The following is a 12,711-nucleotide window of genomic DNA, read 5'->3' on the forward strand; positions in this document are numbered from 1 at the left end:
TAGAATTTCACCCTATTTGGAGGGGTCGAATTTCCAGATCCCTACCTCTTTGACTTCAGCGATCTTGTCCCAGTGACCGGGCAATTTCCCGCCGTCGAATGCGTCCGGTTTTTCAAAGGGAAAAAGCACCACGTAATAAGGGCGACCGGTGCGACGGATAGCCTCGATGAATTCCGCGTGCGCCGCCGGTTCGATCACGTCCCACCTTAGAATCGGAAAATCAGTATAGAAATAAAACGCACTGCTGGTCTGCATGCTGCCGATCACCGCATTAGCAGGGAGGTTTTTCTTCGCCCAATCGGTCACCGCGACATACGGCTGCTGGTAGGGCTTCATCAGCATCAAGTGATGCTCGAGCGCGATCCGTCGCGCGCCCCAAAACGAGACGGCCACCAGCGCCACACCCACGACCGCTGAAATCCATTTTCGAGAGGAACCGGGCGCGCGTTCGATGAGCGCGTGCACACCCACCATCGTAATGAGGATCACCGCAGGAAATGCGGGGAGCACAAAACGCAGAAACCACCACGTCTGCTGCGTAAACAGGTAGAACGCGTAAAACCCGAAAAAGATCACGATCCACATCACGCATGCCGCCAATTCCCGCGAGTCACGACGCCACCGCGCAAAGGCCAAACCAATCGGCAGGCACAGGATGATCGGGAACGCCAGTTTCAGCGTGGACAGATAATTCTGCAGACTGCCCTGCACATACGACGAATGAAAGTTGTCGAAAATCGAAGCTCCGTAGCCTGACACAAACGGGCTGCCGTAAAGCGCACGATTATAAAGCCCGTTCAACACCGCCCCCGGCAAGCCGCCCAGTAAAGCGAGTAGCAGCGCCCGCCAGTTCCAAATCAGCAACACGAGCACCGGGAAAAAAATTGCGTTGGCCGGTCGCACCAACACCGCCATCGCAAACGCCGCGCCCGCCGCTACCGCGCAGGCAGCGCTCCCGCGCGACTTGAGCGCCAAAAGAAAGGCCACCAAGCACCAGACCGTAGCGTAAACATCGCTCATCGGCACAAAGGCCACGAAGAGGTAGATCGGCGAGATCGCCAGAAGCGCGGCCCCCACGCCCGAGAGCCAACGGTCGACGTGGAAATGCCGCAACAGCACGTAGCAACCCACCACCCCGGCCACGGTTGCCCCGACTCCCATGAACAGAATTCCCCAATGCCAGCCCCCGAGCGCGCCCGCCAAGGCGTAGTGCAGCGGCAGCCCGATCGGATAGGTCGGCTTGAGCCGATCCTCTGAACCGATCCGCTCGTAGCCCAGCGGGGTGTTCGCCCACCGATCCTTGGTCGGAAATTCCGGAACGGTGCGCATCGGCGTCGTAAAGTGTCCCTCGGTCAGCAACCTCGCGCTCCCCAGATACCCGCCCGAGTCAGCGCCCGCCGCCACCGGCGCATGGTTCATCCCGACGAATACGGCGTAACCAGCCAGTAACAAGGCTGCGATCCAGCCCTGCCAGTTCCGTTTGCTGATATGCCCCATGATCGATCGATATGACATCAAGAAACAGCCAAAGAAACTGAACCCTAGGTATCAACCGCCTAATCGCACGCCTGCTTGCCACCGGGAGTCGATGCTGTTGCATAAGCACCCGCTAATTCACCGTGCTGTTTAAGTCTCACCTCTTCATCTTTGGTTTTCTACCAGTGGTTTGGGCGGGCTGGATCTTGCTGAATCGGAAGTTTGGCCCGCGGGCCGGCGCAGCTTGGCTGACGATAGGATCGGTGGTCTTCTACGCGTGGTGGGATTGGCGTTTTGTGCCTGTCCTGCTGGTATCGCTCGGCGTCAATTTTCTCCTCGCCCGACAACTCATGGCCCACCGGAAGCGCGGCTGGCTTGTCATCGGCTTGGTCTGGAATCTCGGCCTGCTCGGGTTCTTCAAATATTGGAATTTCTTCGCCGCCACCGCCAACACCCTCGGCGGCTCCTTCCAGATCCTGCAACTCGCACTCCCTCTGGGCATCTCGTTCTTCACGTTTCAAAAAATTGCGTTCTTGGTGGACGCCAGTCGCGGCCAGATCAAGTCGCTGAAGTTTTCCGAATTCGCGCTCTTCGTATTCTTTTTTCCGCAACTCATCGCCGGACCCATCGTCCATCACCGCGATTTCATCCCGCAACTGCATGCAAAAAACTTCGGACGGTTCGATGCGCGCCAGATCGCCCTTGGGCTGACGGTGTTCGCCGCCGGTCTTTTCCAAAAAAGTTTTGTCGCCGATACCATCGCGCCCATCGCCGATGCCGCGTTCGGCCATGTGGCCAACGGCACCATGCTCCGTTTTCAAGAAGCGTGGCTCGGGTTGATCGCTTACTCGGTGCAACTATTCTATGACTTCAGCGGCTATTCGCACATGGCGCTGGGGCTGGCGTTGCTCTTCGGGTTAAAATTGCCGGTCAATTTTCTCGCTCCCTACACCTCGGGTAGCATCGCCGAATTTTGGCGGCGGTGGCACATCACGCTTTCGGCGTTTCTGCGTGATTACGTTTACATCCCGCTGGGCGGCAGCCGGGTCTCGCCACCGCGCCACCTCACCAACCTCTTTTTAACCATGCTTATTGGCGGAATTTGGCACGGTGCTGGATGGACGTTTGTGGTGTGGGGCGCTTGGCACGGACTCGCGCTGGCCGTCAATCACGCCTGGAAAAGAAACACGCCCGGCGAAAACGCGACCCGGTGGGGACACCTACTCACGCTGCTTACGGTGTTTATCGGTTGGGTATTTTTTCGCGCGCCCGATCTGTCCAGCGCGTGGCACTACTGCCAAAGTCTTTTCGGCTGGCATGGCATTTCCGTGCCCATCGGCTGGATGTCTGTGGTGGAACCGCTGGCTCCCGTGGTGCGCGCGCGCGGGCTTTGGCCAAATATCCCGGTCGGTCCATTTGCCCTGCTGGTGCTGGCGGGCGCATTTCTCTGCTGTTTTCGCGGCCCTCGCTTGCTCCAGTGGTGCGGCCTTTCGCGCGACGATGTCTCCTCGGCGAACGAGTGGCAAAGCCGGGAACTCAATGCCCCAAACCAATCCTTGGGCTGGACGCGGGCTTTGCTCGCGGGTGCCATGTTTGCACTGGCTGCCGCCTGGTTGTCGCGCGCGGCACCGTTTCTCTATTTCCAGTTTTAGCCCATGCCGTCACGTCGCTATCTCGGAGCTTTCCTTTTCACCAGCCTGCTGGTGGCGGCGATTATTTATGGTGTCGCCCGGCTGATTCCCTCCGGGCCGAAAAACGAAGCGCGCCATTTTGTTTTGGAGAAAAAAATCGCGGCGGCCCTCGGCCAAAAAAAGGACGTCATCAAGGCGGGCGCGGTCAATGAACCGATGCTGCGTTGGGCCACGGCTGACTTGCTGCGCACCGCGCCGCCTGCCGCGATTTTTGGCTCAAGCCACAGCCTCATGGTGACAGCCGATCTCGCCGGCATTCCCGGGGTGGTTAATTTCTCCCAGTCCGGCGCCTCGCTCTTCGACGATCTCACGGTGTGGAGCATCCTGCGTCATCGCGACCTGCCGCCCAAAATTACGGTGGTGTTTGTCGACGGGTGGCTGTTCGACCACAGCGCCGATTTTAAAAACTGGCGTCCGCGCGTGAACGACTTGCGGGCGACTTTGGAAACTTTGGGCGAAACGATTCCGGAAGCGCGACACACCGCATTAGCCACCCTCGCCCCATCCGGAACTGCTTCGTGGAGCGACGCCTTTAGCTTTGCCCCGATCTCGCAGGAGATCGACCGCTTGCTAAAACACGTTTTTGTATCGGTGCATTACGCACCCAATCGCGCCATTGATTCGGTGCTCATCACGTCCGAAGGCGCTTTTTTGCCCTCGGCAAAAAGCCAGGCGTTTGACCAGCCGGCCGCCACTTCCCTTGCGTTGCATCAATACCGCGCGAACGCTGATCGCCATCGCTACGGTAATTATGAGAGCATCAACGAAGCGCTGTGGGCGTATTTCGAGCAGTGGATTCTGCAATGCCAGTCGCAAGGTCCGGTTTATCTGGTGCTCTCTCCGTATCATCCGGCGATCTATTCTGATATTGTTGGCAGTCCGAAAAACCAATTGGCCCAAGTGGAAAAACGCACGCGGGCTTTCGCGGAACAACACGGGATTCAACTCATCGGTTCATATTCGCCGCATGTCGCCCAGATGACCGCGGAAAATTTCAGCGACGGCGATCACCTCAACACAAACGGACTCGAACGCCTGCTCAAACCGCTGCGTGATGCCGTGGGCGCACCCACTACGCCATGATTTTTTTCGACGTCACGCACACCAGTCACACTCGCGCCCAAACTGGCATTCAACGCGTCGTGCGCTCCGCCTTGATGGAACTGGGTAAACAAGAGCCGGTCGCCGCGGTTTGCTACGATCCGTTTCAGAAAACCTGGCGCGAGGTCAACGCGAGCGAACGCGACCACCTTCGCCCCGGGCAAGCCACCACGAGCTCACGCAGCGCCAAGTGGCCGCTCAGCGCAAAAATCGCCGGACACGCCCGCCGCTTGCTCGGAACACAAAGTGAACTCCCTGCCGCGAACGGTTTAATTTGTCCCGAACTCTTTTCCCCAAAAGTAGGCGCATACTTGCCGGAGCTTTTTAAAGCGATCAACGGCCCGCGCATTGCGATTTTTCATGACGCGATTGGCTTGAAGCTCCCTGAACTCACGCCTGCGGGCACAGTGACGCGCCTGCCGGCGTATATGCGCGAGTTGCTGGCGTTTGACGGGATCGCAGCGGTATCCGCCGACTCCGCGGAAAGCCTGCGCGATTTTTGGCACTGGCTGGGCGTTCCCCACCCACCTCCCGTGCAGGCGATACCTCTGGGAGTCGATCCAGTTGCTTCAAAGTTTGTTTCTACCGCATCAGCTCCTGCGCAGCCGACTCCACGCATTCTGTGTGTCGGCACAATCGAAGGCCGAAAAAATCACCTCGCGCTCCTCGAGGCATGCGAAACCATGTGGAATTCCGGGCTTCAATTTGAACTCCACCTGCTCGGCCTCGCACGTGCCGATACGGCAGCGGCCGCGCTGCAAAAGATCGAGTCGCTACGTCGCGCCGGTCTCCCGTTGTTTTATGAGGGCGCGGCCACGGATGCCGAATTGCACGCGGCTTACGCGCGCTGCGATTTCACGGTTTATCCGTCGATGATCGAAGGCTTCGGCCTTCCGGTGATCGAAAGCCTTCAGCACGGAAAGCCGTGCATCTGTTCCGCTCGCGGCGCGCTCGGCGAATCCGCTCGTGGCGGCGGTTGCATTGCTTTGCCCGAGGTCGATGCGCGCTCCCTGCAATCGGCGATTCAACCACTGCTCGTGGGGCGCGAGGAATTAGCCGCTCTCGCTCGGGTCGCGCTCGCGCGTAAATTCCGCTCATGGAGCGACTACGCGAGCGACTTGAGCGCGTGGATGAAATCATTGCCGCGCCGCGATTGAGCCCAAGGCTTTGCGGTTGCTAAGCGCCGCCTTACGCCGTGTAGTCCACCCTTCGATTTCACATGGCCCTGTCCCTTTTTACTTCCAAGCATAAGAAAGCGATCATCGAGCGCGCTCGCGACGATTACGCGACGAAGATGCGGCTGAAATACAAGCCCTACTACCACGCGATGGAGTCGCAGGCGGGCACGCACATCAATTTACAGGGCCGTAAAATGATCATGCTTTCGAGCAATGATTACCTCGGGCTCTCATTTCATCCGAAGGTCATCGAAGCGTGCGGCGAAGGCGCGAAGCAATGGGGCAGCAGCACGACGGGCGCGCGGATCTCGAACGGCTCGCGCGGCTACCACGTCGCGCTTGAAGAGAAACTGGCGGCTTTTCTCGGTCGCGAAGCCTGTCACATCAGCGTGGCCGGCTATGTTTCCTGCTGTTCCGCGGTCGCGAGCTTTGCCCAAAAGGGCGACTTGGTTTTCGCCGATAAAAATATTCATTCCTGTCTGTGGGATGGCATTCGCCTGTCCATGGCATCGGTCGAACGCTTCTCCCACAATAACCCGGAAGACCTTCGCCAGGTCCTTAAAGACGCTCCGGCCGCTACGCCGAAAATGCTCGTCATCGAAGGCGTTTATTCGATGGAGGGCCACATCTGCTGCCTGCCTGAACTCGCGCAGATCGGCGAAGACAATGGCTGCTTCACCGTGCTCGATGACGCGCACGGCTTCGGCGTGCTTGGCCGGCAGGGCCGCGGCACCGTCGACCACTTCAAGATGAACGACAAAGTCGACCTCATCTGCGGTTCAATGTCGAAGTCGCTCGCGAGCACCGGCGGTTTTGTGGCGGGCTCACGCGACCTCATCGAATACCTGCGCACTAATTCGAAACAGACGCTTTTCAGCGCGGCCCTCAGCCCGAGCATGGCTGCCGCTGCCTCCGCTTCGCTCGATATTATGCAAAGCGAACCAGAGCACCTCGAGCGCCTTTGGAAAAACACCAAGCGTTATCGCGAGATGCTCAAAGGCCTCGGCCTCGACACGTGGGGCAGCGAGACACCCGCCGTGCCCATCGTGCTCGGCTCGAAGGAACTCGTTTATCGCTTCTGGAATTCGCTCCTCGAAAAAGGCGTGTTTACGGTTATGTCGATCGCGCCCGCCGTGCCTCCCGGCAAGGACTTGATTCGCACCGCCGTCTCCGCGCTGCACAGCGAAGAAGACCTCGAAAAGATCGCCGACGCGATGGCCTACGCCGTCAAGCGGATGTAAGCCGGGCGCACCTGCGCCTCACTTTAGCGTTTTCAAAATTACCTGCGCCGTCTGGCCCCAGCGCGTCAATGGGCGCGCCATCGCGCCTGCTTGTAAGCGCACATTAAAATCCGCGTCAGTCAGCACGGCGCGCAATTTTTCTTTCCAGTCCGCCAAATCGTTCAGCTTGGCCACGACGCAGCCACCCGCGTCGGCGTTTTCGCGCAAGACCGGCAAATCGCTGCACACGCACGGCACGCCGCGCCACAACGATTCGAGCAACGGCAAACCACACCCCTCGGCAATCGTCGGAAACACCACGGCGCGCACCTTCGAATAGAGCCGGCCCAATTCGTCATCACTGACGGCTTCGTGGAGTTTAAAACGAGGCTGCGTTTTTTTCAGCGACTGCATCCGCTTGAGAATCGGTTTTCCAAAATGCGGATTCACCCGACCGACGATATGGAGATCGAAATCCACCCCTTCACTCCAAAGCGCTTCGGCCACGTCCAATAAAAACATTTGGTTTTTTCGCGGCTCGATGATGCCCACGCAGAGCAGCTGTGCTCGACTGCGCGCAATCCGTGCATCACGAATCGCGCGGTCCCCACTGTCGAAATCCGCTCCGAGTTCGATCAAACCCACCTCCGCGCGTGGCTGCACACCCTGCCATCGCCAAAATTCAATCAGGTCGCGCCGGCTCGCCTCCGAGATCGCAAAGACGCGATCGAAACTCGCCAGCAGTTTCATGTAACCCGGGTGCCGCTGCACGCTCTGCGGCCATGTGATGTGTGGCCACCGAATCGGAATCGCATCGTGAAACATTGCCGCCAAGCGGCATCGTCGACTTTGGATAAACTCTGTAAATCCCGGTCGCTCGGCTTCGCTGAAGAGTTCCACCGTGAACAACCAATCGCTGGCGGCAAATTTCACCTCGGCGCGCGCCTTACCGGTCACGAACCCCCGCTTGGCCCCATCCCAAGTGACGCTCGTGACGAGGGAGCCCAACTTCTGCTGCAGCCGCGAACTCACCCGCATCAGCCCCGAGCGATGCTTCGCCGTGCCCATCTTCGTGATGTCGTAGTAAATCATACGGCCATTTTTTTGACTACGGATTGCACGGATAAAAACCGATTTAACGTCCGTCGCTTCCTAGTGCCTTGATCCGTGTTCATCCGGGTAATCCGTGGTTAAAAATCACTTTGTCTCACGCATCACGTGCGCATCGCGCGCTCGAAACACGCCACGAGTTGCGCGGTGTTTTTGTGCGCATCGTAATTTTCTTCCGTCCACGCCCGTGCGCCACGCTGCAATTTTTCCGCCAACGCATCGTCGTCGCGCAGACGCTGCAACGCGTCCACCCACGCCGTCGGCAACGTGACTTCCGCGACCAAGCCGGTGCGTTCGTGGGTGATTGCCTCAGTCGTCGCCGACACGGGCGACGTCACCACCAACACGCCCGCCGCCATCGCCTCGGGAATTACATTCGGCAACCCATCGCGATCGCCGCTCGGCGCTATCACGCCCGTGTGCAGTAACACATCGGCCCACGCGAGTTGTGGCCAGACTTCCGGCTGTGCCAGTTGTCCGAGAAACTTCACGTGATCGGCGACACCAAGTTTCGCCGCCAGCGCTTCGAGTTCACTCCAGAGCGGGCCTTCCCCGACGATATGGGCTTCGAAATTCACGCCCGCCGCTTTTAACGCCGCGTAAATGCGCATTTGGTAATCGAACCCTTTTTTCCGCACAAGTCGCGCGATGCACACGATGCGCAGCGTTTGCTTTCGTTCCGCGCGAATCGTCTTCAGCGTGGGAAACGCCGGCAGCCCACGGCGAATACACGCAATTTTTTCCGGCGGCACACCGCGCGCGAGGAGTTCATCACGCGCCATCTGCGTCGACGCTTGAATGAAACGCGCGTGCTCTAATTTTTCCAAGAGCCACCAATCTCCACCATGTTCGTAGATGTCGTAGGCGTGCGCCCCGGAGCTGTAACGCCAGCCAAACATCCGCCACAGCACCCACGCCGCCGTCGTCGGCCCACCCGCCCACGCTCCATGCACGAGCGCGGGCGGATCCTCGCTCAGCTGTTTCGCGTAACTTCCCGCGAAGCCCGCCCCGAGCATATTTTCCCAAAAATTCAGCCACGAGCGCGGCGCGCGTTGCGTCACGCCCTCGAACAAATCGCGCATCAATCGCGGACGACGCACGCAGTTCATCGGGATGTGCCAGAGAAACACGCCGATTAACCGCCACTTCGGAAACGTGTGCACCGGCAGTCCGTTGAACACGCCCCCGCCGCCCCAGAGCGAATAGAGTTTCAGTTTCAAACCCTTCGCTTGTAGCGCGAGCACGTCGCGTTGCAGGAATGTCTCCGAGGTCTTCGGAAACGTGGTAAAGAAAAGTGCGATGTGCGGTTCGCGGGACAAGTGATTCAGACTAGCGAGGAAGGTGACGCGGATAACATAAAAATCTCACCGTCACGCTGTCGCCGCGCCGGCCACCACCAGGAACGCCGCGAGCGCCGGATCCGCCGCAGCGTCTTTACGCCAGCCCAGCACGAGTCGACTCTCCGGCGCCGGGCCTTCAAGCGGACGAAATGAAACTTCACCCGGCAACTCGCGCGCTTCCGACGGGCACATGAACGTCGCGCCGAGTCCCGCGCGCACGAGGCCGATCGCATTCGCGCGCGGCCACACTTCGTCGGCGATGCGCGGGGTGATGCCGGCTTGTTGAAACGCAAAGAGCACGCGGTCGTAAAACCCGGGATTATGCGCGCGCGGAAACATCACGAACGGCGTGTCTGCGAGCTCGCGCAGTCGCAGTTTTTTCGCCTGCGCCTGCGGATGCTCCGCGGGCAGCAGCACACCGTTTTTTTCCAACAACAGCAGCTTCGTCGCGAGGCCCGACGGGACCGTGGCGTCGGGGTGAAAAAATCCGCACACGATCTCGCCCGTCTTGAGCGACTCGAGCTGCGCCGACGTCGGCGATTCGTTCAACTCCACGCGGATCCCCGGATAGCGCCTGTTGAACTCGCGCAAAATCCCGGGCAACACCGTGGCCATTGCCAGGCCCGTGAACGCGACGCGCACCTGGCCGGCTTGTCCCGCCGCGAGCGCCTGAATATCGCCCTGCACCGCGGCAAGCGCGCGCAACACGGGCTCGATGCGCTCGAGAAACACTTTTCCCGCCGAGGTAAGTTCTACGCGCCGACGCGTGCGATTTAAAAGATCCACGCCCAGCGCTTCTTCCAATTGCACAATACTCCGCGAAAGCGCCGGCTGCGCCACCGCGAGTGACTCTGCGGCCTTCCGGTAGTGCAGCTGCTTCGCCACCTCGCGGAAGTAAACGAGGTGCCGGAGCTCAAACGGGTATTGATACTCTCGAGGCATCAATACCGACGAAACAGGGGTTTTCGGTTATGGCAAGAATGCGCACCTCGTCAGGCAAATTTCCAAACCGGATCGAACTCCACGCAACCGAAGATTGCCGTCATCCCCGGTTTGTTTTTCGTTTCCCGCATGAAGACTGCGTCTACCCCGTTGGTCAGTGCGAGCGCCCTCGCCCTATTCTTGTTGAGCGTTAACTTAAATGCCGCGGCTCCCGCTGCGCTGCCTCCGCCGGAAGAAACCGAATACTGGAACCCTGTGCCGACGGTCGTCAGCGCGCCCGCCGGCCAACCGCCGTCCGACGCGGTCGTATTATTCGACGGGAAAAACCTCGATGCCTGGGTGAAAGCTGACGCCGCCGCTCAACCGGCGGCTTGGAAAATCATCGATGGTGCCCTCACGCCCGTGGCGAAAGCGGGCGACATTGCCAGCCGGGCGGCCTTCGGCGACGTGCAGCTGCACGTGGAGTTTCGTTTCGCGCCAGATGTCCGCGGTAAAAGCCAGCGACGCGGCAACAGCGGCGTGTTTCTCATGGGACTTTACGAAGTCCAAGTGCTCGATTCCCACGAAAACGCGACCTACGTCAACGGCCAGGCCGGTTCGATTTACAAACAGCATCCGCCCCTGGTGAACCCCGCCCGCGCGCCCGGCGAGTGGCAGACCTACGACATCGTGTGGATCGCGCCACGGTTTGGCGCAGACGGCGGGTTGCTGAGCCCGGCGCGCCTCACCGTCTTTTTTAACGGCGTGCTCGTGCAGGCCGACGCCATTCTGGCGGGGCCGACCGTCTACCGCGGCAAGCCCGCTTACACCGCTCACGCGGACAAATTGCCACTGCGTCTTCAGGAACATGGCAACGACTCCGTCGAGCCCGTGGCGTTTCGAAATATCTGGGTGCGCGAGCTAAAACTGTCCGCCACGCCGTAAACATCCGGCTGCGCTAAGACCGTTCGCACCAACGAAACCGACTGATTTTGATGCCCAAAAGGCATCACAGGGTAATAAATAGGTATTTCCCGTTATGGTCAGAGTCTGGTATTCTCAGCGCTCTTCCGAATCGAATCCGCGCATCACCGCATGCCGGGCTCGCACTGATTTCCTCTCCCAACTTCCATCTCCCCTCTCCAATCTCCCATTTTGATCATGGCTAAATCTCTCTTCGAAAAAGTCTGGGCCGACCACACGGTCAAAAAACTGGCGAACGGCCAGACCCAACTCCTCATCGGCACGCACCTCATCCACGAGGTCACGTCGCCGCAAGCGTTCGGCATGTTGCGCGACCTCAAGTTGCCCGTGCTGATGCCGCACCGCACCTTCGCGACGGTCGATCACATCATCCCGACCAACGAGCTGGCCGAGCCCTACGCTGACAGCCTCGCCCAGGCGATGATGGACGAGATCCGCAAAAACTGCGCGGAGTTCGGCATCACCTTCTTCGACCGCGCCAGCGGCAAACAAGGCGTCGTGCACATCGTCGGCCCCGAGCAAGGCATAACCCAACCCGGCACCACGATCGCGTGCGGCGACTCCCATACGTCCACGCACGGCGCCTTTGGCGCGATCGCGTTCGGCATCGGCACCTCGCAAGTCCGTGACGTGCTCGCCACGCAAACGATGGCCCTCGGTGCGCTCAAAGTTCGTCGCATTGAAGTGAACGGCAAGCTGCGCGCCGGCGTTTACGCCAAGGACGTCATTCTCCATATCATCCGTCTCACCGGCGTGAACGGCGGCACCGGTTACGCCTACGAGTATGCCGGCTCCGTGTTTGACGGCTTCACCATGGAGGAGCGCATGACGGTGTGTAACATGTCCATCGAGGGCGGCGCGCGCGTGGGCTACGTCAATCCCGACGAAACCACTTTCGCCTACCTGAAAGGCCGCCCCTACTCGCCGAAAGGCGCTGACTGGGACGCCGCCGTGACGCGCTGGAAATCTTACGCGTCCGACGCGGGCTGCCATTACGATGACGTCATGAAAATCGACGCCGCCGACATCGCGCCGACCGTCACGTGGGGCATCAATCCCGGTCAGGGCATCTCGATCACCGAGAACATTCCTGATCCCACCACGGCGAAAAGCGCCGACGAAAAAGCCGGCATCATCGAAGCGCTCGAATACATGAAGCTTCCCGCCGGCGCGCCAATCAAGGGCACCAAGATCAACGTCGCTTTCCTCGGCTCCTGCACCAACGGCCGACTCTCGGATTTCCGCGAAGTCGCCAAATACGTGAAGGGCAGAAAAGTCGCCGCCGGCGTCAAAGCCATCGCGGTTCCCGGTTCGCAGATCGTCGCCCTCCAATGCGAAAAGGAAGGCATCGACAAAGTCCTCGTCGAAGCGGGCTTTGAATGGCGCGCCGCGGGCTGCTCGATGTGTCTGGCGATGAATCCCGACAAACTCATCGGCGACCAGCTCTGCGCCTCGTCCTCCAATCGTAATTTCAAAGGCCGCCAGGGTTCCATCACCGGTCGCACGGTGTTGATGAGCCCCGTCATGGTCGCCGCCGCCGCCGTCACCGGCTCCGTCGCCGACGCCCGCGAAGTCTTCGCGGTGAATTAATCTTTCTCGTTCTTCGTTCTCTTTCTCGTTCTCCAAATTTTAATCCCAGAGAACGAGAAGGAGTAAGAGAACGAGAACGATTTCAAACTTTCAGCCCTCA

General features: G+C 59.7%; 10 protein-coding genes. 6 read left to right on the forward strand and 4 right to left on the reverse strand.

Annotated elements, in window-relative coordinates; all coding sequences use genetic code 11:
- Positions 1-12 precede the first annotated feature (12 nt).
- On the reverse strand, positions 13-1,515 hold the full coding sequence (locus tag ACRRQW_RS01805) for a hypothetical protein (protein WP_438479538.1): 1,503 nt from the start codon (positions 1,513-1,515) through the stop codon (positions 13-15).
- Between the two features lie 104 nt (positions 1,516-1,619).
- Here ACRRQW_RS01805 and ACRRQW_RS01810 point away from each other — a divergent pair, with 104 nt between their 5' ends.
- The 4 genes from ACRRQW_RS01810 (at position 1,620) to ACRRQW_RS01825 (ending at position 6,687) form a co-directional block, all read left to right on the forward strand.
- Positions 1,620-3,128, forward strand: a complete 1,509-nt coding sequence (locus ACRRQW_RS01810; protein WP_438479539.1) for an MBOAT family O-acyltransferase — start codon at positions 1,620-1,622, stop codon at positions 3,126-3,128.
- 3 nt (positions 3,129-3,131) lie between these two features.
- Positions 3,132-4,250 carry a hypothetical protein gene (locus ACRRQW_RS01815; protein WP_438479540.1) on the forward strand — a complete coding sequence of 373 codons (1,119 nt, stop codon included), beginning with the start codon at positions 3,132-3,134 and terminating at the stop codon, positions 4,248-4,250.
- Positions 4,247-5,425, forward strand: coding sequence for a glycosyltransferase (locus ACRRQW_RS01820; protein ID WP_438479541.1), 1,179 nt, complete (start codon positions 4,247-4,249; stop codon positions 5,423-5,425). Before ACRRQW_RS01815 ends, ACRRQW_RS01820 begins: the two co-directional genes overlap by 4 nt.
- A gap of 62 nt (positions 5,426-5,487) precedes the next feature.
- On the forward strand, positions 5,488-6,687 hold the full coding sequence (locus tag ACRRQW_RS01825) for an aminotransferase class I/II-fold pyridoxal phosphate-dependent enzyme (protein ID WP_438479542.1): 1,200 nt from the start codon (positions 5,488-5,490) through the stop codon (positions 6,685-6,687).
- Positions 6,688-6,705: 18 nt separating this feature from the next.
- On the opposite strand, the gene ACRRQW_RS01830 is transcribed toward ACRRQW_RS01825, so the two are convergent.
- From ACRRQW_RS01830 to ACRRQW_RS01840, 3 genes are all read right to left on the reverse strand, one after another.
- A complete protein-coding gene (locus ACRRQW_RS01830) occupies positions 6,706-7,758 on the reverse strand; it encodes a glycosyltransferase (protein WP_438479543.1) in 1,053 nt (350 codons plus the stop codon).
- Positions 7,759-7,880: 122 nt separating this feature from the next.
- Positions 7,881-9,095 carry a glycosyltransferase gene (locus ACRRQW_RS01835; protein ID WP_438479544.1) on the reverse strand — a complete coding sequence of 405 codons (1,215 nt, stop codon included), beginning with the start codon at positions 9,093-9,095 and terminating at the stop codon, positions 7,881-7,883.
- A gap of 51 nt (positions 9,096-9,146) precedes the next feature.
- A complete protein-coding gene (locus ACRRQW_RS01840) occupies positions 9,147-10,058 on the reverse strand; it encodes a LysR family transcriptional regulator (protein ID WP_438479545.1) in 912 nt (303 codons plus the stop codon).
- 129 nt (positions 10,059-10,187) lie between these two features.
- Between ACRRQW_RS01840 and ACRRQW_RS01845 the strand changes: the two genes are divergently transcribed.
- Positions 10,188-10,982 (forward strand): 3-keto-disaccharide hydrolase, encoded by a 795-nt coding sequence (locus ACRRQW_RS01845; RefSeq protein WP_438479546.1) that lies wholly within the window; start codon positions 10,188-10,190, stop codon positions 10,980-10,982.
- A 216-nt stretch (positions 10,983-11,198) separates the two neighbouring features.
- Entirely contained in the window at positions 11,199-12,611 is a 1,413-nt protein-coding gene (leuC, locus tag ACRRQW_RS01850) for a 3-isopropylmalate dehydratase large subunit (protein WP_438479547.1), read from the forward strand.
- Positions 12,612-12,711 lie beyond the last annotated feature (100 nt).

It is taken from the genome of Oleiharenicola lentus (assembly GCF_051660365.1).
GTDB classification, from domain to species: Bacteria; Verrucomicrobiota; Verrucomicrobiia; order Opitutales; family Opitutaceae; genus Lacunisphaera; species Lacunisphaera lenta_A.